15 protein-coding genes are annotated in these 17,542 nt (G+C 65.4%); 8 read left to right on the top strand and 7 right to left on the bottom strand.

The genetic code is table 11. The features are described from left to right. Nucleotides 1–100 precede the first annotated feature (100 nt). The 3 genes from KEC55_RS22500 to KEC55_RS22490 all read left to right on the top strand — a co-directional run bounded on the left by KEC55_RS22500 (nucleotide 101) and on the right by KEC55_RS22490 (nucleotide 3,874). Nucleotides 101–1,357 (top strand): ABC transporter permease, encoded by a 1,257-nt coding sequence (locus KEC55_RS22500; RefSeq protein ID WP_282511386.1) that lies wholly within the window; start codon nucleotides 101–103, stop codon nucleotides 1,355–1,357. A gap of 46 nt (nucleotides 1,358–1,403) precedes the next feature. Further along, on the top strand, nucleotides 1,404–2,240 hold the full coding sequence (locus KEC55_RS22495; RefSeq protein WP_282510962.1) for an ABC transporter permease: 837 nt from the start codon (nucleotides 1,404–1,406) through the stop codon (nucleotides 2,238–2,240). Nucleotides 2,241–2,455: 215 nt separating this feature from the next. Further along, nucleotides 2,456–3,874: an MFS transporter gene (locus KEC55_RS22490; protein ID WP_282510960.1), complete on the top strand. Its 1,419-nt coding sequence runs from the start codon at nucleotides 2,456–2,458 to the stop codon at nucleotides 3,872–3,874. Nucleotides 3,875–3,929: 55 nt separating this feature from the next. Here the strand turns inward: KEC55_RS22490 and KEC55_RS22485 are convergent, their stop codons facing one another. Further along, nucleotides 3,930–5,663, bottom strand: coding sequence for a S53 family peptidase (locus KEC55_RS22485; RefSeq protein ID WP_282510958.1), 1,734 nt, complete (start codon nucleotides 5,661–5,663; stop codon nucleotides 3,930–3,932). 648 nt (nucleotides 5,664–6,311) lie between these two features. Here KEC55_RS22485 and KEC55_RS22480 point away from each other — a divergent pair. Genes KEC55_RS22480 through KEC55_RS22470 form a run of 3 tightly spaced genes read left to right on the top strand, consistent with a single transcriptional unit; the run spans nucleotide 6,312 to nucleotide 7,494 of the window. After that, nucleotides 6,312–6,635, top strand: a complete 324-nt coding sequence (locus KEC55_RS22480; protein ID WP_034180131.1) for an ArsR/SmtB family transcription factor — start codon at nucleotides 6,312–6,314, stop codon at nucleotides 6,633–6,635. After that, the gene (locus KEC55_RS22475; protein WP_282510950.1) at nucleotides 6,635–7,066 is read left to right on the top strand and encodes an SRPBCC family protein; all 432 of its coding nucleotides are present in this window, start codon (nucleotides 6,635–6,637) and stop codon (nucleotides 7,064–7,066) included. The genes KEC55_RS22480 and KEC55_RS22475 overlap by 1 nt, the downstream gene beginning before the upstream one ends. Next, nucleotides 7,063–7,494 (top strand): DUF1801 domain-containing protein, encoded by a 432-nt coding sequence (locus tag KEC55_RS22470; RefSeq protein ID WP_282510948.1) that lies wholly within the window; start codon nucleotides 7,063–7,065, stop codon nucleotides 7,492–7,494. The genes KEC55_RS22475 and KEC55_RS22470 overlap by 4 nt, the downstream gene beginning before the upstream one ends. Before the next feature lie 20 nt (nucleotides 7,495–7,514). On the opposite strand, the gene KEC55_RS22465 is transcribed toward KEC55_RS22470, so the two are convergent. The 6 genes from KEC55_RS22465 to KEC55_RS22440 all read right to left on the bottom strand — a co-directional run bounded on the left by KEC55_RS22465 (nucleotide 7,515) and on the right by KEC55_RS22440 (nucleotide 15,844). Continuing rightward, entirely contained in the window at nucleotides 7,515–8,459 is a 945-nt protein-coding gene (locus KEC55_RS22465) for a hypothetical protein (protein ID WP_282510946.1), read from the bottom strand. A 203-nt stretch (nucleotides 8,460–8,662) separates the two neighbouring features. Further along, on the bottom strand, nucleotides 8,663–11,380 hold the full coding sequence (acnA, locus tag KEC55_RS22460) for an aconitate hydratase AcnA (RefSeq protein WP_282510944.1): 2,718 nt from the start codon (nucleotides 11,378–11,380) through the stop codon (nucleotides 8,663–8,665). A 52-nt stretch (nucleotides 11,381–11,432) separates the two neighbouring features. Next, a complete protein-coding gene (locus KEC55_RS22455; protein WP_282510942.1) occupies nucleotides 11,433–12,884 on the bottom strand; it encodes a bifunctional 2-methylcitrate dehydratase/aconitate hydratase in 1,452 nt (483 codons plus the stop codon). Nucleotides 12,885–12,907: 23 nt separating this feature from the next. Beyond that, entirely contained in the window at nucleotides 12,908–13,423 is a 516-nt protein-coding gene (locus KEC55_RS22450) for a hypothetical protein (protein ID WP_050011294.1), read from the bottom strand. Between the two features lie 239 nt (nucleotides 13,424–13,662). Next, nucleotides 13,663–14,670 carry an HpcH/HpaI aldolase/citrate lyase family protein gene (locus KEC55_RS22445; protein WP_282510937.1) on the bottom strand — a complete coding sequence of 336 codons (1,008 nt, stop codon included), beginning with the start codon at nucleotides 14,668–14,670 and terminating at the stop codon, nucleotides 13,663–13,665. 187 nt (nucleotides 14,671–14,857) lie between these two features. Next, nucleotides 14,858–15,844: a malate dehydrogenase gene (locus KEC55_RS22440; protein WP_175841728.1), complete on the bottom strand. Its 987-nt coding sequence runs from the start codon at nucleotides 15,842–15,844 to the stop codon at nucleotides 14,858–14,860. Nucleotides 15,845–16,132: 288 nt separating this feature from the next. On the opposite strand from KEC55_RS22440, the gene KEC55_RS22435 reads away from it, so the two are divergent. Together KEC55_RS22435 and sdhC are read left to right on the top strand one after the other, a co-directional pair. Continuing rightward, nucleotides 16,133–16,957: a GntR family transcriptional regulator gene (locus KEC55_RS22435; protein WP_081051930.1), complete on the top strand. Its 825-nt coding sequence runs from the start codon at nucleotides 16,133–16,135 to the stop codon at nucleotides 16,955–16,957. Nucleotides 16,958–17,125: 168 nt separating this feature from the next. Next, entirely contained in the window at nucleotides 17,126–17,542 is a 417-nt protein-coding gene (gene sdhC, locus KEC55_RS22430; protein ID WP_034185792.1) for a succinate dehydrogenase, cytochrome b556 subunit, read from the top strand.

Raw genomic sequence — 17,542 nt, 5'->3', positions numbered from 1 at the left:
ATCCTGAAGGTGTCCTGATGCAACCGGCCGCGCGATGCGTCGATCGTGTCGCGCGGCATTCCGCCGGAACGTGCCCGGCCGGAGAGAACCGTTGAATACGATGACGATCGCGCCTTCCTCGCCGTCGACCGCCGCGCTCAAGCGCGAGCTGAAGGCTGCCGAGGCCCGCAAGCGCACGATGGCGTTGCTGCTGGTCGCGCCGCTCGCGATTTTCCTGCTGCTGATCTTCGTCGTGCCGATCGGCACGCTGCTCACGCGCGCAGTGCAGAACCCCGAGATCGCAACCGCGTTGCCGAATACGGTCGCCGCGCTGTCGGGCTGGGACCGCAAGGCGCCGCCGGCCGACGCCGCGTATGTCGCGCTCGCGGCGGACATGACGAAGGTGGCCGACAGCGAGGCGATGGGTGCGCTCGCGCGGCGGCTGAACACCGAGATTCCCGGCTATCGCTCGCTCGTCGCGAAGACGGCGCGTGCGATGCCGCTGAAGGGCGACAACGACGCGGCGCTGACGCCCGCGCAGACGCGCGAGAAAATCGTCGATCTCGATTCGCGCTGGGGCGACGCCGCGTACTGGCAGGCGATCGCGAAGAACGGCAGCCAGGTATCGCCGTTCTACCTGCTTGCCGCGCTCGACCACAAGCAGGACGGCTTCGGCCACATCGTGCAGGCCGACCCCGACCAGTCGATCTATCTCGCGATCTTCGGCCGCACGTTCGTGATCGGCATCGCCGTCACGCTGTTCGCGCTGCTGCTCGGCTATCCGCTCGCGTACTGGATCTCGACGCTGTCGGAGCGGCGCGCGAACCTCGTGATGATTCTCGTGCTGATTCCGTTCTGGACGTCGGTGCTCGTGCGCGTCGCCGCGTGGATCGTGCTGCTGCAGAGCGAAGGGCTGATCAACAAGGCGCTGATCGGCAGCGGGCTGATCTCGCATCCGCTGACGCTGCTGTTCAACCGCGTCGGCGTGTACATCTCGATGACGCACATCCTGCTGCCGTTCATGATCCTGCCGTTGTACAGCGTGATGAAGTCGATCCCGCCGACCTACCAGCGTGCGGCCGTGTCGCTCGGCAGCCATCCGTTCGCCGCGTTCTGGCGCGTGTACGTGCCGCAGACCTATCCGGGCGTCGGCGCGGGCGCGCTGCTCGTGTTCATCCTCGCGATCGGCTACTACATCACGCCCGCGCTGCTCGGCGGGCCGAACGACCAGATGGTCAGCTACTACGTCGCGTACTTCACGAACGTGACGATCAACTGGGGCATGGCGTGTGCGCTCGGCGGGCTGCTGCTCGCGGCGACGCTCGTGCTGTACGCGGTGTACGGGCGCTTCACGCGCACCAACGTGAGCCTCGGCTGAGCGCCCGGGCAGAAATACGTCACGAAACGGGAAGGGGATTCGGACCATGAAACTCGCCAGGCCGGTGTTCGCGCCGCACATGTCGTTCGTCGAGCGCGCGTGGTACGTCGCGTTGCGCGTGCTCGTCGTGCTGACGCTGCTGTACCTGATCCTGCCGGTGCTCGCGATCGTGCCGCTGTCGTTTTCGTCGAGCACGTTCCTCGTCTATCCGATTCCGGGCTTCTCGACGCGCTGGTACGAGAACCTGATCGCATCGGACGAGTGGCGGATGGCCGCGAAGAACAGCTTCATCGTCGCGCCGTCGGCGACCATCGTCGCGACCGTGCTCGGCACGCTTGCCGCGATCGGTCTCACGAAAGCCGACTTCCGCGGCAAGGGGTTGCTGATGGCCGTGCTGTTGTCGCCGATGATCGTGCCGGTTGTCGTCGTCGGCGTCGGCATGTACCTGTTCTTCGCGCCGCTCGGGCTCGCGAACACCTACACGGGGCTGATCGCCGCGCACGCGGCGCTCGGCGTGCCGTTCGTCGTGACGACGGTCGCCGCGACGCTGCAGGGCTTCAACCAGAACCTCGTGCGTGCGAGCCTGTCGCTCGGCGCGAACCCGGTGTCGACCTTCTTCCGCGTGACGCTGCCGGTGATCGCGCCGGGCGTGATGTCGGGCGCGCTGTTTGCGTTCGCGACATCGTTCGACGAAGTGGTCGTCACGCTGTTCCTCGCGGGCGCGGACCAGACGACGCTGCCGCGCCAGATGTTCACGGGTATCCGCGAGAACATCAGCCCGACGATCGCTGCGCTCGCAACGATCCTGATCATCTTCTCGACGAGCCTGCTGCTGGCGCTCGAATGGCTGCGCGGGCGCAATGCGCGGCGCGCGGTGAGCTGACCGGTCACGCCCGGCACGAGGCGCCGCCGCGCATGGGGCGCGCGGCGCATTTTCTTTCATTTTGCTGACTGACGACGCGGCCGCCTGCACGTTCGATGCGGCTCTGCAACAATACGGGGCGCGGCGGCGCGCGTTCCGTGCGGTGCGACCGGAACGCCGCCGCGAGTCCAATCCGCGACGTGGCGCAACGCGTCGCTCGTCAGCCGAGCCTCATCTTGTCCGAATTCGCTACCCCCGCCGGCGCCCATGAGCCGGCCGTCAACTGGCGCGCGATGTCCGCGGTGCTGCTGGCCGTCGCGCTCGCGACGCTCGACACCGCGATCGCGAACACCGCGCTGCCCGCGATCGCCGCCGACCTGCATGCGTCGCCGGCCGCTTCCGTGTGGATCATCAACGCATACCAGCTCGCGATGGTCGCGACGCTGCTGCCGTTCGCCTCGCTTGGCGACATCGTCGGCCACAAGCGCGTGTATATCGCCGGGCTTGCGGTGTTCACGCTCGCATCGCTCGGCTGTTCGCTCGCGTCGACGCTGCCGATGCTGACGGCCGCACGGATCGTGCAGGGCTTCGGCGCGAGCGCGATCATGAGCGTCAACGTCGCGCTGATCCGCGGCCTGTTTCCCGCACACCGGCTCGGACGCGGCGTCGGCTTCAACGCGCTCGTCGTCGGCGTGTCGTTCGCGGTGGGGCCGACCATTGCGTCGCTGATCCTGTCGGTTGCCGCATGGCCGTGGCTGTTCGCGGTGAACGTGCCGCTCGGCGTGATTGCGCTCGCCGTGGCGATTCCGTCGCTGCCGCAGACGGCGCGTGGCAAGCATGCGTTCGATCCGGTCGCCGCGCTGTTCAACGTGATCACGTTCGCGTCGCTGATCTTCGCGCTCGGTGAATTCGCGCAGCGCGGGCCGCTTTCGATCGTGTTCGCATCGGCCGCGGTTGCGCTCGCATTCGGCTGGCTGCTGATCCGCCGCCAGGCCGGGCACCCGGCGCCGATGCTGCCGGTCGACCTGTTTCGCCGGCCGGTGTTCACGCTGTCCGCGCTGACGGCCGTGTGCGCGTTCGCCGCGCAGGGGCTGGCGTTCGTGTCGCTGCCGTTCTATTTCGAAACCGTCCTGCATCGCAGCGCGGTCGAAACGGGCTTCCTGATGACGCCGTGGTCGGCGATCGTCGCGTTCGCCGCGCCGATCGCGGGCCGGTTGTCGGATCGTTATCCGCCCGGTCTGCTCGGTGCGATCGGGCTCGCGTTGCTGAGCGCGGGCATGGTGTCGCTCGCCGCGCTGCCGGTGTCGCCGAGCGTCGTCGACATCGGCTGGCGGATGATGCTGTGCGGCGCGGGCTTCGGTTTCTTCCAGTCGCCGAACCTGAAGGCGCTGATGTCGAGTGCGCCGCCCGAGCGCAGCGGTGGCGCGAGCGGGATCATCGCGACCGCGCGGCTGATCGGGCAGGCGACGGGCGCGGCGCTCGTTGCGCTGTCGTTCGGGATCGCGGGGCGCCATGGGCCGACGCTTGCGTTGATGCTTGGCGCAGGGTTCGCCGGGGCCGCGAGCGTTGCGAGCGGGCTGCGGTTGTTCGCGCCGTCGCATCGGGCCGGTGTGCCGGCCGCGCCGGAACGCGCGAAGGAGCGGGCGGTGGAGTAGGCGTTATAAACCGGCGCGCGGCAAATGCCGCCGCGCGCCGGCCTTCATGCATCGATCAGAACCCGCCCGACTTGATCAGTTGGTTGAGGTTCGCGATGTTCAGGCTGCCGAAGCCGGTCGTCAGATCCCAGCCGGTGCCGGCGGTATAGCCATACCCCTGATAGCCGTTGTTGCCCGACACGACGTCATAGCGCACGAGCGACGGGTTCGACGGAATGTCCGCATAGAAGTTGCCGGCCGGGAAGCCGAGGCCCGTGCCGTTCGCCGCGAGCAGGCGCGCCCAGAAGCCCGTGAAGATCGGCGCGGCGAGGCTCGTGCCGCCGATCTGCTGCAACTGGCCGTAGTTGTAGATGTACGCGCCGGTGCTTTGCGCGGCGTCGAACGACACGTCCGGCAACTGGCGGTTGCTGCCCGATTGCCACGACGGCGCCGGCAGGATCGTGCTGACGCCGCCGCCCGTCGCCCACAGCTTGCCGTTGCTGTCGAGGCCTTCGTTCCACACCGTTTCATTCGAGAACGCGCCTGCCGACGTCGTGTAGAGCGTCGTGCCGCCGATTGCGAGCACGTGCGGCGACGAGGCCGGCCACGATACCGTGTAGTTCGCGCCGTCCGGATAGCCGCGGTTGTTGCACTCGTACACGCCTTCGTCGCCCGACGACACCGAGAACGTCTGGCCCTGGGCGGCTGCCGTCGTGAAGATCTGCTCCTCGGCGTCGATCGTGCCGTCCGCGTTCGCGTCGGTCTCGCACCAGCCGAGCGACACGTTGATCACCTTCGCGGTGTTGTCCGACACGGCGCGGTTGAACGCCTGCGTGAGACCCGTGTTGCCGCTTGCGTTGAGGTCGGCCATGTAGAACACGAGCTTGCCGACCTGGCCGCCGGCCGAGCCGACGATCGACTGGCTGTCGAGATCCCATTCGCCCTGGCCGTCCTGGTCGTCGGTGTAGCTGCCGCCCGAGCCGTTGGTCTGGACGGTCTGTGTCGAGACCGCGCCGTAACCGTTGCTCGACGTGAACTGCTTCAGGTCCTGCAGCGTTTGCGATACGCCGCCGATCGTGATGATGCCGACGGTCACGCCGGCCGCGGTCGGCACGCCGGTTGCGTTGTAGAGACCCGGGAATTCCTTCGGATAGTGACCCGTTGCCGTGCCGGCCGCGAGCGCCTGCGGCTTCGCCACGTTGCCGATGCGCAGCATCGGATGCGCACGCGCGACGCTCTGCAGCCCGAGCACCGAGCCGACGACGTTGCCGAGCGCGCTCGGGACCTGCGCGGTCGAAGCGTTCGCGAAGCCCGAGCGGCCTGCGTACTCGAAATGCACGAGCGACGTGTTGAATGCGGTCTTCACGGTGCCGGCAGTGCCGCGCGCGGAGACCAGCAGGCGGTTCGGCGCGACTTCGACGTTCACGAAGCCGCTCTTGTGCAGATAGTCGACGACCGACTTCACCTGCGCATCGGTCGGCGCGTAGTTGGCGAGGAACTGCTCGTGCGTCAGGTAATGACGGTAATGCGCGCTGCCGGGCCGGTTCACGTCGCGCGCCAGTTGCTTGAGTTGCGCGGCGTTGCGCAGCTTCAGGCTGATGACGACGTTGGTCGTTTCACCGGCTGCCAGTTCGAGCGATGGCGCCGCACTGCGCGCCATCAACTGCGGGCCGGTCAGAAAGGCCTTCGTATGGGTATCGACCCAATCCGTCGTCGCATGCGCCGCAGCGGCAGCGAACACGAACGGCGCTACGCACGCGAGGCGGCGGGGCGACGGAAGGGGCAGGGCGAACCAGGCATTCCTTTTCATCGGGAGTCCTTTTTTAGGAGAGGCGACGTTACTGGAACCCCCGGCCCTTGTGGGGCCGCGAGCGGTGACGAGCGTAGGGCGTCGGTGTCGTTCGGGTAGCTGCCAGTTTCCACAGCTGTCAGTTCTGACATCGACGCGTGCCGATGCAGGCGTGGTGCCGGACACGCCTGCGATATCGCGCGCGGCGAACGGAACCGGTTCGCGGCACGACAGCGTGGCAACGCGTGGCGTTGGTACGCACGAGTTGATCGTCGCGACATCGAAACGCGCGAGATCGCGGAGCGGAAGGACGCGCGAATGCGTGGCGTTTGCGTGTCCGTTGCCGCGCACCGAGTCGCACTATGTGGTCAAACGAAGCGATGCGGCAGGAACGGATCCGCGCGTGCACAAAAAAGGGGCCGGTCAAACGCAAGCGTTTCCCGAACTGTGGAACGGCCCGCCGGGCAGTCTTGCAGGCGGCTTTCGGATCGCGTGTCGCGATTGTGGATTAGAGGGAATGCTCGAATTGCGCGACGGGCGCGAGCCGGCGCGATGCGCACGCCACCGGCTCAGGATCGGAAGATAGCGTCCACGAAATTTCGCCTTGACGTGCGCCGTTCAGCAGATATCCTTCAATCCATAACCAACGGGTTATGGATTTTGGACGACATGCAGAACGCTCACGACATGCTTTTCAGGACGCTTGCCGATCCGACGCGCCGCGCGCTTTTCGAGCGGCTGTGCGAGGAGGGCGAGCTGACGGTTGCCGCGCTGACGGCCCATGCGGGCGTCTCGCAACCGGCCGTGTCGAAGCACCTCGGTGTACTGAAGCAGGCCGGGCTCGTGAATGACCGTCACGAAGGCCGGCAGACGCACTACAGCGCACAGCCGCAAGCGCTGGCCCCGCTGATCGACTGGACGAGCCAGATGGCAGGCTTCTGGCAGAACCGGTTCGATGCCCTCGAAGATCTGCTCAAAAGGATGGATCAGTAATGAACCAAGCCACTACCGAAACGCGCTCCGTCGTCGTCGAACGGGACCTGTCCCATCCGCCGGAGAAGATCTGGCGCGCGCTCACGCAACCGCACCTGATTGAGGCGTGGCTGATGCAGAGCGACTTCGAGCCCGTCGCGGGCCGTGCGTTCAGTTTCCGCGCGGACTGGGGCTCGGTCGACTGCACGGTGCTGGCGATTGAGCCGCCGCGCACGTTGTCGTACACGTGGGCCGCGTACGGGCTCGAAAGCGTCGTTACGTGGACGCTCACGCCGACGCCGGCCGGCACGCACCTGCGCATGGAGCAGGTCGGTTTCCGCGCCGATCAGGAACAGGCGTACCGCGGTGCGCAGCATGGCTGGGTACGGTTCTTCGAGTCGCTCGAACAGGTGCTGGCGCGCCCCGATGAAGGCACGGAGGCCCGCGCATGAGCACAACGGACTTCACGCCGTCGGAGCGCATCGATGCGCTGATTGCAGGCATCGCCGACTGGCGCGGCAAGACGTTCGCCGACCTGCGTCAGACGATCCTCGCTGCGCAAGCAGGCATCGTCGAGGAATGGAAGTGGATGGGCAGCCCCGTCTGGTCATGCGACGGGATGATCGCGGTGGCGAACGCGCACAAGGGCAAGGTGAAAGTGACCTTCATGCACGGCGCGCAGCTCCCCGATCCCGACCAGCTGTTCAACGACGGCCTGGACGGCAATGCGCGACGCGCGATCGATTTCTTCGAAGGCGACCGGATCGACAAGCGGGCGCTGAAGACGCTCGTGCGGGCGGCGATCGAATACAACCGCACGCATCTGAAGAAGAACGCGCGAGGGGCGGCGGCGAAGACGCGACGCGGCGATGCAGCGTGACGCGACGCGGTGCGGTACCGCTATCGGTCCTTGCGCCGGAAAGTGAACAGGGTGCCGCCACAGCAGTTGCCGTCCTGCAAGTAGACGTCGAAGGTTTTGTCGACGATGGCGTAGCTGATAGTCACGACGTCCAGGCGGTCGTTAGGCAGAAAGTTACCTGACATCGCCGGGACGAAATCAACCGCATCGCGGGCGAGCAGGTAGAGATGTTCGTCTTGAACCGTCGTGGCGGGCGAAAGTGTTTTCAGCTCGTCCTCCACGATACTGTTGTGAGGCTGGTTGATTTTGTACTCCATGCCCGCGTCGCGGTACGGGATCGACAGCAGCGCCTTGCCATCGACGCTCAGGCGCGTAGCGAGCGCCGTATCGACCGTGATCGTCATACTGTCGAGGCGATGCAGGTCCTCATGTGTGAGGCGCACGTCCGAGTACTCGCGGCGTGCCATTTCGATGGCCGATATATTCGATTTCCATCGGCCTTTCTCCCGCCATGAATCCCACATGCCGTTGGCCCCACCGGAGCCGGTGACGCTATCGAGTACATACGTGCCGATCGCCTGCGTGAGAATTTCGCGCTTCGAGCCGATGACGATTTCAGAGGTCTGTCGCGCATCGACGCGCAAATGCCGGTCTCCACGGGCCGATGCCCAGGTACCGTCGAGTGTGTTGCCGGTCACCCTGCCCGTGAAAGTGCCGGTGTGCTGACCGCTGCTCCCGATCTCGTCCATCGCAAAGGTGCCCGATGGATCGATCTTGCCGCTTAGAGCGATAGCGTCGTGCTTGCCGGCGTAGCGATAGCTTCCCGTCAACTTACCGTCGGCATTCTTGAGATCCATCGTGAACGCATAGCGGTCGCCGATCAGGCCTGCAAAGTACTTGTGAAAGTACTGAGGGGCGGCCAGCGCCGCCGTGGCGGTCATCAAGGACAGAAGCGCTGCTGCGAGTTGCAGGGCAGGACGGGACATGGGGCGCGGTTGGGATCGATGATGAAGCCATTGTGACACGGTGCCCTACGTTGCGGCTCAGCCGGTTATCTGCATGGCGTTGCCGATCGGCGGGACGCCGATTCATCCTCGATGAACCAAAAAAAAGCCCGACACGAGGTCGGGCATCCAAATCGGCCGCAACCGCCCGCGAGGCGGCTGCGGCACCTGCAAAAGCAGGGCGCTTACGCTGCGAGCAGCGAGCGCAGCACGAACGGCAGGATACCGCCGTGCTTGTAGTAGTCGACTTCGATCGGCGTATCGATACGCAGCAGCACCTGCACGCGCTGCGTTTCGCCGTTCTTGCGGTTGATCACGAGCGTGACGTCCTGCTGCGGCTTGAAGTCGTCGCCGAGGCCTTCGATGTCGTACGTCTCTTCACCGGTGATGCCGAGCGACTGGATGCTGTCCGAGCCCTTGAACTGCAGCGGCAGCACGCCCATGCCGACCAGGTTCGAGCGGTGGATCCGCTCGAAGCTGCGTGCGATCACGGCCTTCACGCCGAGCAGCTGCGTGCCCTTCGCGGCCCAATCGCGCGACGAGCCCGTGCCGTACTCTTCACCCGCGAACACGACGGTCGGCGTGTCGGCGCCCACATACTGCATCGCCGCGTCGTAGATCGACTGCTGTTCGCCGCTCGGCTGGTGGATCGTCAGGCCGCCTTCGACGCGCGAGCCGTCCGCCTTCGCCGGGATCATCAGGTTCTTGATCCGCACGTTCGCGAACGTGCCGCGCATCATCACGTCGTGGTTGCCGCGGCGCGAGCCGTAGCTGTTGAAGTCGGCCTTCTGCACGCCGTTTTCCTTCAGCCACTTGCCTGCCGGCGAGTCTTCCTTGATCGAGCCTGCCGGGCTGATGTGGTCGGTCGTGACCGAGTCACCGAAGATGCCCAGTGCGCGCGCGCCCTTGACCGTCGGGATCGACGCAGCCGGTTCCATCGAGAAGTCGTTGCCGAAGAACGGCGGCTCGGCGATGTAGGTCGACTTCGGCCAGTCGTAGACCTGGCCCGATTCGCCCTCGATCTTGCTCCAGAGGTCGCCCTTCTTGGTCAGCTTCGAGTAGTTGTCCTCGAACTTCTTCGGATCGAGCGCGAACTTGAGCAGCGCGTGGATTTCGTCGCTCGTCGGCCAGATGTCGCCGAGGTAGATGTCGCGGCCGCCCTTGCCCTTGCCGACCGGTTCCGTCATCAGGTCGCGCGTGATGTTGCCGGCGATCGCGTATGCGACGACCAGCGGCGGCGACGCGAGGAAGTTCGCGCGGATGTTCGGGTGGATACGCGCTTCGAAGTTACGGTTGCCCGACAGCACGGCCGCCGCGACGATGTCGTTCTTCGTGATCGCTTCGTTTAGCTCTGGCGTCAGGTCGCCCGCGTTGCCGATACAGGTCGTGCAACCGTAGGCCGCGACTTCGAAGCCGAGTTTCGACAGGTAGGGCAGCAGGCCCGTCTTCGTCAGGTACTCGGTGACGATGCGCGATCCCGGCGCGAGCGAGGTCTTGATCTTCGGATCGACCGTGAGGCCGGCTTCGACGGCCTTCTTCGCGAGCAGGCCGGCGGCCAGCAGCACGCTCGGGTTCGACGTGTTCGTGCACGACGTGATCGCGGCGATCAGCACGTCGCCGTTCTTGACGTCGACGTTGTTGCTCGTCGTGTACTGCGTGTTCAGGTCGTCCGCTTTCTTCGCGAAGCCGTTTTCCGCGACCGGCTTCGAGAACAGGTCGGTGAACGTCGACTTGACGTTGCCGATCTCGATGCGGTCCTGCGGGCGCTTCGGGCCGGCCAGCGACGGGGCGACCGTCGCGAGATCCAGCGTCACGACCTTCGTGTAGTCGATGTCGCCGGCCTTCGGGATGCCGAACAGCTTCTGTGCCTTGAAGTAGTTTTCGAACGCGGCGATTTCCGCCTTCGTGCGGCCCGTGCCTTCGAAGTAGTCGATCGTCTTTTCGTCGACCGGGAAGAAGCCCATCGTCGCGCCGTATTCCGGCGCCATGTTGCCGATCGTCGCGCGGTCCGGCAGCGACAGCGACTTCGTGCCTTCGCCGAAGAACTCGACGAACTTGCCGACGACCTTCTCCTTGCGCAGCATTTCGGTGATCGTCAGCACCAGGTCGGTAGCCGTCACGCCTTCGCGCAGCTTGCCCTTCAGCTCGACGCCGACGACGTCCGGCGTCAGGAAGTACACCGGCTGGCCGAGCATGCCGGCTTCCGCCTCGATGCCGCCCACGCCCCAGCCGACCACGCCGATGCCGTTGATCATCGTCGTGTGGCTGTCCGTGCCGACGAGGGTGTCCGGGTAGTACACGGTGTCGCCGCCGTCCGCCTTCTTGTGGACGCCGCGCGCGAGGTATTCGAGGTTCACCTGGTGGACGATGCCGACGCCCGGCGGCACGACCTTGAACGTGTCGAAGGCCTGCATGCCCCACTTCATGAACTGGTAGCGCTCGTTGTTGCGCTGGAATTCCAGTTTCATGTTCAGGTCGAGCGCGTCCTTCTGGCGGAAGTAGTCGATCTGGACCGAGTGATCGACGACGAGATCGACCGGGACCAGCGGCTCGATCTTCTTCGGGTTCTTGCCCGTGCGCTCCGCGACGCCGCGCATGGCCGCGATGTCGGCAAGCAGCGGCACGCCCGTGAAGTCCTGCAGCACGACGCGCGACACGACGAACGGAATCTCGTCGACGCGCTTCGCGGTCGGCTTCCAGTTCGCGAGCTGCTCGATGTGCTCTTCGGTGATTTTCTTGCCGTCGTAGTTGCGCAGCACGGACTCGAGCACGATACGGATCGACACCGGCAGGCGTTCGATCTTCGTCTTCAGTTCCTTGCCGAGCTGCGGCAGCGAGTAGAACTTGCCTTTGCCGGAACCGCTGTCGAATTCCTTGAGGGTCTTGTGGAGATTGTGGGCCATGGTGATTTTCCTGGGTTTAAGGCTAGGAAACAAAGAGTCCTGTAGATGACGGCTATATCACATACAAGTCGACGTACTCATCGACCGGCATCGCTTCGAGCTTTGCCTGGTCCAGCGACACGTCGAGAATCGCTTGTTGCTGCTTTGCCGGGAAACGGCGGGCAAGGTTGGTCCGGAACTTCTCGACCAGGAGCGGGATGCCGTCGGTGCGGCGTCGCCGATGGCCGAGCGGGTATTCGACCGCCACTTCGGCAAGCTTCGATCCGTCCGTGAACTCGATCGTCAGCGCATTCGCGATCGATCGTTTGTCCGGATCGTGATAATCCTTCGTGAACTGCGGATCCTCGACGCATACGGTCTTCGCGCGCAGCGCGTCGATGCGGGGATCGGCGGCGGCCGAATCTTCGTAGTCGGCCGCGGTCAGCCGGCCGAACAGCAGCGGCACGGCGACCATGTACTGGATGCAGTGGTCGCGGTCGGCCGGATTGGCGAGCGGGCCCTGCTTGTCGATGATGCGGATCGCGGCCGCATGCGTGCGGATCGTGATCTTGCTGATCTCGTCGGTCGTGCGGCCGGCGGCGGCGAGCTGCGCGTGCAGCTGCAGCGCGGCCTCGGCGGCCGTCTGCGCATGGAATTCGGCGGGGAACGCGATCTTGAACAGCACGTTTTCCATCACGTACGTGCCGTACGGGCGCTGGAAGCGGAACGGCTTGCCGTCGAACAGCACGTCGTAGAAGCCCCAGGTCTTGGCGGTGAGTGCCGACGGGTAGCCCATTTCACCCGTTTTCGCGATCAGCGCGAGGCGTACCGCGCGGGACGTGGCGTCGCCGGCCGCCCACGACTTGCGCGAGCCCGTGTTCGGTGCGTGGCGGTAGGTGCGCAGCGCCTGGCCGTCGACGAACGCGTTGGATACCGCGTTGATCAGCTCGTCGCGCGTGAGCCCGAGCAGCCGGCCGACGACGGCCGTCGACGCAACCTTCACGAGCAGCACGTGATCGAGCCCGACCGCGTTGAATGAATTTTCGAGTGCGAGGCAGCCCTGGATTTCATGGGCCTGGATCATCGCGACCAGGACGTCGCGCATCGGGAGCGGCTTCCGGCCGGCCGCGACGGCCGTACGGGAGAGCCAGTCGGCTGTCGCCAGGATCCCGCCGAGATTGTCGGACGGATGACCCCATTCGGCGGCGAGCCAGGTGTCGTTGAAGTCCAGCCAGCGGATCATCGCGCCGATGCCGAACGCGGCCTGGACGGGGTCGAGCTGGAAGGACGTGCCGGGCACCTTCGCGCCGTTCGGCACGATCGTGCCGGGCACGACGGGGCCGAGCAGCTTGGTGCAGGCAGGGTAGGACAGCGCCTCGAGTCCACATCCGAGCGTGTCGATCAGGCAATGACGCGCCGTCTCCAGCGCGAGCGCGCTGTCGATGCCGGCGTTCAGCACGTAGTCGACGATATCGACGAGTACCGTATCCGGAGCAGGGCGGACGTTGGAGACCGGGGCGGACATCGAGGGGCCGAGGGGGAACGCGCTTAGTTCGTTGCCGGCTTCAGCTCGTTCGATTGCGTCGGCGCTGCCGTGCCTTGTGCCATTTCCGGCGTCACGCATTCGTCCGCGAGGCGCTCGCCGCCGTTTGCGTCCGAGAACAGCATGGCCTTGGTCGGGATCACGACCAGCTTGAAGCCAGCTGCCGGATCGTAGAACGTGTCGGCGCCCGTCGTCGTGGCCTGACGCGGCAGCTTGTAGTTCTTCTTCGCCCAGTGAACCGTGACCACCTGGTCGCGCTTCATGTCACCGGCGAGGTCGAACGACAGACCTTCCTTGCAGGACCACTTGACCGCGCCGTCCGGTACCGGATCGACCTTGGCGGCCGCACGTGCCTGTGCCTTCTTGCTGCGCGGGATGATGCGCTTGGCCGGCGCCGGGCGCTTGGCGGTTGCCTTCTTCGCGGTCGTCGTGGCCGTACCCTGGGCAAACGCGCTCGGAGCCGACACCAGCATCGTGGCGGACAAGGCGCCGATAGCGGTAGCGATCAGGAGTTTCTTCATGGAGTCAGAACCTTTCGATAATCAGTTGACAAGGGCCGGCAATCGAAACTGCCGGCCGGTTTGAAACTGCACGCGCCCCGAAAGCGCGCAGCGGCCGCTATTTTCACCTATTTGGCCGCGTACATATCAGGTTTTCGGGCTCCGTTACGTTTTTTGTCGTTTCGCAAACCTCTGTCCGGTTTGCGCATCGGCGAATGCATGAAATTCGTGTATCTGGCGTATCGGCCGGCGGCGCGCGCTTACGGTGCGGCGCCCACGGCGGCCGGGCCGAACAGCGGCGCGGCCTCGGCCGGTACGGGCTGGCCGGTGGCGCGCGCGCGGCGCAGCACCGACCAGTAATAGCGATAACTCGCGCGATCGTGCAGCGTATCACCGTGGCGCGTCGGGCCCCAGTCGGCGGCCTGCGCGGCCAGCAGGATCTCGGCGGCCAGCGCGACCTCGTCGGTGCGCGGCGCGAATGCGTCGACGATCGGGCGGATCTGCGCGGGATGGATGCTCCACATGCGCGTGAACGCGAATTCGTCGCGCGCGCGGCGCGCATCGCCGGCCACGACGCTCATGTCGCGCACTTCGGTCGTCACGTTGTGCGACGGCGTCTTGCCGTGCGCGTGGCAGGCCGCGGCGATTTCCAGCTTCGCGCGGCGCACGAGCGGGTGTTCGAACTGGCCGGGCGAGCGCATCGCGGAATCGGGAATCGCGCCATGGTGCGCGGAGACGAAATCCATCAGCCCGAAGCTCAGCGTGCCGACCGTCGGCAACGCGGCGAGGGCGGCGGCCTGCGCAAGCGCGCCGTGCGTCTCGACCAGCACGTCGACCGGGATCGGCTGCGCGATGCCGAGCTCGCGGCGCGCGCCTTCGATGAACGCGGTCATTTCGGCGGCGTCGGCCGCGTTCGCGATCTTCGGGAGCGTGATGTAGGCCGGTGCGCGCGCGGCGCGCAGCACGATGCGGACGTCGTCGCGCCAGTGCGGGTGGGAAAAGTCGTGGATCCGGACGCCGACGCGGCCGAAGCGGTTCTCGTCGCTGCCGAGCAGGTCGGCGACGAGGGCCGCATGCGCGGCTTCCTGGCCGACGGCCGCGCCGTCCTCGCAGTCGAACGTGATGTCGAATACGGGACCCAGTTCGGCTTGCAGCGCGAGCGACTTGCGCATCAGCTTTTCGCTGCCCGCGTAATGATCGCAGCAGGGCAGGATCGCGGGCGGGGACGCCCCGTCGTACAGCACTTGTGCAGGAGTGAGCGCGGCCATCTCTTCGACGTCAGGGGAGCGTGTCAGCGTGGAGAAAATCGGATTCGGGCAGGTTCTGGGCCGGTGCGCGGCGGGCGCGGGGCGGCAAAACGTGCGCGAATCGGATCGTTCGGCAGGGCCGGCGGCTGGCGCCGGCCCGGGCCGGAACCGGGTGGCCCGAGGGCCGCCCGGCAAGGGCGCGTGATGCTTAGTTCTTCAGCAGGTGGGCGACGCCATCGCGCTCTTCGAGCAGCTCGGCCAGCGTGCCGTCCATCTTCTCGCGCGAGAACGCGTCGATTTCCAGGCCTTCGATGCGCTTGTACTCGCCGTTTTCGCAAACGACCGGCACACCGTAGATGATGTCTTCGGGGATGCCGTACGAGCCGTCCGACGGGATGCCCATCGTGACCCACTTGCCGTTCGTGCCGAGCACCCAGTCACGGACGTGGTCGATCGCAGCGTTGGCTGCCGACGCTGCCGACGACAGGCCGCGCGCTTCGATGATCGCCGCGCCGCGCTTGCCGACGGTCGGGATGAACGTGTCGCGGTTCCACACGTCGTCGTTGATCAGCTTCAGCATCGATTCGCCTTCGGCGGTCGCGAAGCGGAAGTCCGGGTACATCGTCGGCGAGTGGTTGCCCCACACGGCGAGCTTCTCGATCGACGCGACCGGCTTGCCCGACTTTGCGGCGAGTTGCGACAGCGCGCGGTTGTGGTCGAGGCGCAGCATGGCCGTGAAGTTCTTCTTCGGCAGATCCGGCGCCGACTTCATCGCGATGTAGGCGTTCGTGTTCGCCGGGTTGCCGACGACCAGCACCTTCACGTCGCGGCTGGCGACTTCGTTCAGTGCAGCGCCCTGAACCGTGAAGATTTCAGCGTTTGCCGACAGCAGGTCCTTGCGCTCCATGCCCTTCGAGCGCGGACGTGCGCCGACCAGCAGCGCGACGTCTGCATCCTTGAATGCAACCTTGGGATCGTCGGTGATCACGACGCCCGCGAGCAGCGGGAACGCGCAATCGTCGAGTTCCATCACGACGCCTTTGACGGCGCCTTGGGCTTGCGGGAGGTCGAGCAGTTGCAGGATGACCGGCTGATCCTTGCCGAGCAGGTCGCCGTTCGCGATGCGGAACAGCAGGGAGTAAGCGATTTGACCTGCGGCGCCGGTGACGGCAACGCGCTTTGCGGGCTTAGCCATTGAAAATCTCCAGGACGGGTGAAGCGTTGGACGCTAGCGAAAACGCCATTCTATGCGCGTTGTGCGTAGCGTTGCATTGAAGCAGGGCGGAGGACTCGCGATGGCAGACGCGGTGAACCTGGAGACGGCCGTGGCACGTAGCCGGGGACGCGCTGTTGCACCCGCGAACCCTTGCTCGACCGGGAGTGTAGGAGCCGTCCGGCTCAAAGTCAAACGGTATCATATGTCTTATATAAGACAGATGTTTTGCGGAAATTGAGTGGACTTAAAAGTCCGGTTTGTGATGAAATGCGCGCCATGACATCGAACCAGGCGAATACCGCGAATCAGACCGGCGCAGGCAGCCCAGGGCAGCCGGGCGCGGGCGATCCCGCACCTTCGCCTGCGGCGCCGCCGTCGCCGACGTTCAGCCCGTTATACCAGCAGATTAAGTCATTGATCACGCAAAGTCTCGAAACCGGTGAATGGAAGCCCGGCGAGATCATCCCGAGCGAAGTGGAGCTCGCGGCCCGCTACAAGGTCAGCCAGGGCACCGTTCGCAAGGCGATCGACGAACTGGCCGCCGAAAACCTCGTGGTCCGGCGGCAGGGCAAGGGTACTTTTGTTGCAACGCACAACGAGGATCGCGCGCAGTTCCGTTTCCTGCGTCTGCTGGCCGACGACGGTGCCGAACACCCGCACGTGAGCCGCCTGCTCGAATGTCGCCGCCTGCGTGCGCCGGCCGAGATCGCGCGGCAGCTCGACCTGAAGCCGGCCGATCCGGTCGTGCAGGTGCGCCGCCTGCTGGAGTTCGAGAACGAAGTGACGGTGCTCGACGAGATCTGGCTGCCGGGCGCGATGTTCCGCGGGTTGACGTTCGAGCGGCTGAGCGAGTACAAGGGGCCGCTCTACGCGATGTTCGAGACGGAGTTCGGCACGCGGATGATCCGCGCGACGGAGAAGATTCGCGCGGTCGCGGCCGAGCCGTCGGTGGCCGACCTGCTGCATGTGCCCGCGGGTTTTCCGTTGCTGTCGGTCGAGCGTGTGTCCTATACATACGGAGACCGGCCGGTGGAAGTGCGTCGCGGCTGGTATGTCACAACCGGGTACTACTATCAGAATGACTTGAGTTGAGCAGTTTCGGCTCAGGCCGAGTGCTTCGCGATTCCCACGCTCGCGAAGCATGTTTCGGGCCGCCTTTGTTCTTGTTCGCGCAACTATCCAGAGCAGACTTTCGCTGCAGCGCGATATAAAAAGGCGCTAAAATCGCGGATTAGTGTGACAACATAGTAGGGGTCTAGCATGACTGATGCAGTAAGAAAGCCGAGGCCGGAATACCGGAACATCGGATTCGGCGATATCACGATGAAATATCGCATGCCGCTGGCAGCGATATTGTCGATTCTCCATCGAGTCAGCGGCGCGCTGCTGTTCTTGTTCCTGCCGTTCCTGCTGTTCCTCTTCGACCAGAGCCTGACGTCCGAGCTCAGCTTCGAAGTCTTCAAGGCTTTCCTCTCCAACATCATCGTCAAGCTGATCGTCCTCGCACTGTCGTGGGCCTTCTTCCACCATTTCTGCGCCGGCATTCGCCACCTGCTGATGGACGTCAACCACGACGCCGTCACGAAGGAAGGCGGCAAGCGGACGGCAGTCGTCGTCTTTGTCGTCTCGATCGCCCTGACGATCGCCATGGCACTCAAACTGTTCGGAGCATTCTAA

The organism is Burkholderia cepacia (genome assembly GCF_029962485.1).
Taxonomy (GTDB): Bacteria; Pseudomonadota; Gammaproteobacteria; order Burkholderiales; family Burkholderiaceae; genus Burkholderia.
This window is presented reverse-complemented; position numbering and strand designations above follow the sequence as displayed.

Coding starts and splice junctions, on each gene's coding strand:
- KEC55_RS22465 (WP_282510946.1), bottom strand. CDS start 8,459: ATGTCCCGTCCTGCCCTGCAACTCGCAGCAGCGCTTCTGTCCTTGATG.
- KEC55_RS22500 (WP_282511386.1), top strand. CDS start 101: ATGACGATCGCGCCTTCCTCGCCGTCGACCGCCGCGCTCAAGCGCGAG.
- sdhC (WP_034185792.1), top strand. CDS start 17,126: ATGACTGATGCAGTAAGAAAGCCGAGGCCGGAATACCGGAACATCGGA.
- KEC55_RS22455 (WP_282510942.1), bottom strand. CDS start 12,884: ATGTCCGCCCCGGTCTCCAACGTCCGCCCTGCTCCGGATACGGTACTC.
- acnA (WP_282510944.1), bottom strand. CDS start 11,380: ATGGCCCACAATCTCCACAAGACCCTCAAGGAATTCGACAGCGGTTCC.
- KEC55_RS22495 (WP_282510962.1), top strand. CDS start 1,404: ATGAAACTCGCCAGGCCGGTGTTCGCGCCGCACATGTCGTTCGTCGAG.
- KEC55_RS22485 (WP_282510958.1), bottom strand. CDS start 5,663: ATGAAAAGGAATGCCTGGTTCGCCCTGCCCCTTCCGTCGCCCCGCCGC.
- KEC55_RS22470 (WP_282510948.1), top strand. CDS start 7,063: ATGAGCACAACGGACTTCACGCCGTCGGAGCGCATCGATGCGCTGATT.
- KEC55_RS22480 (WP_034180131.1), top strand. CDS start 6,312: ATGCAGAACGCTCACGACATGCTTTTCAGGACGCTTGCCGATCCGACG.
- KEC55_RS22450 (WP_050011294.1), bottom strand. CDS start 13,423: ATGAAGAAACTCCTGATCGCTACCGCTATCGGCGCCTTGTCCGCCACG.
- KEC55_RS22435 (WP_081051930.1), top strand. CDS start 16,133: ATGCGCGCCATGACATCGAACCAGGCGAATACCGCGAATCAGACCGGC.
- KEC55_RS22445 (WP_282510937.1), bottom strand. CDS start 14,670: ATGGCCGCGCTCACTCCTGCACAAGTGCTGTACGACGGGGCGTCCCCG.
- KEC55_RS22440 (WP_175841728.1), bottom strand. CDS start 15,844: ATGGCTAAGCCCGCAAAGCGCGTTGCCGTCACCGGCGCCGCAGGTCAA.
- KEC55_RS22475 (WP_282510950.1), top strand. CDS start 6,635: ATGAACCAAGCCACTACCGAAACGCGCTCCGTCGTCGTCGAACGGGAC.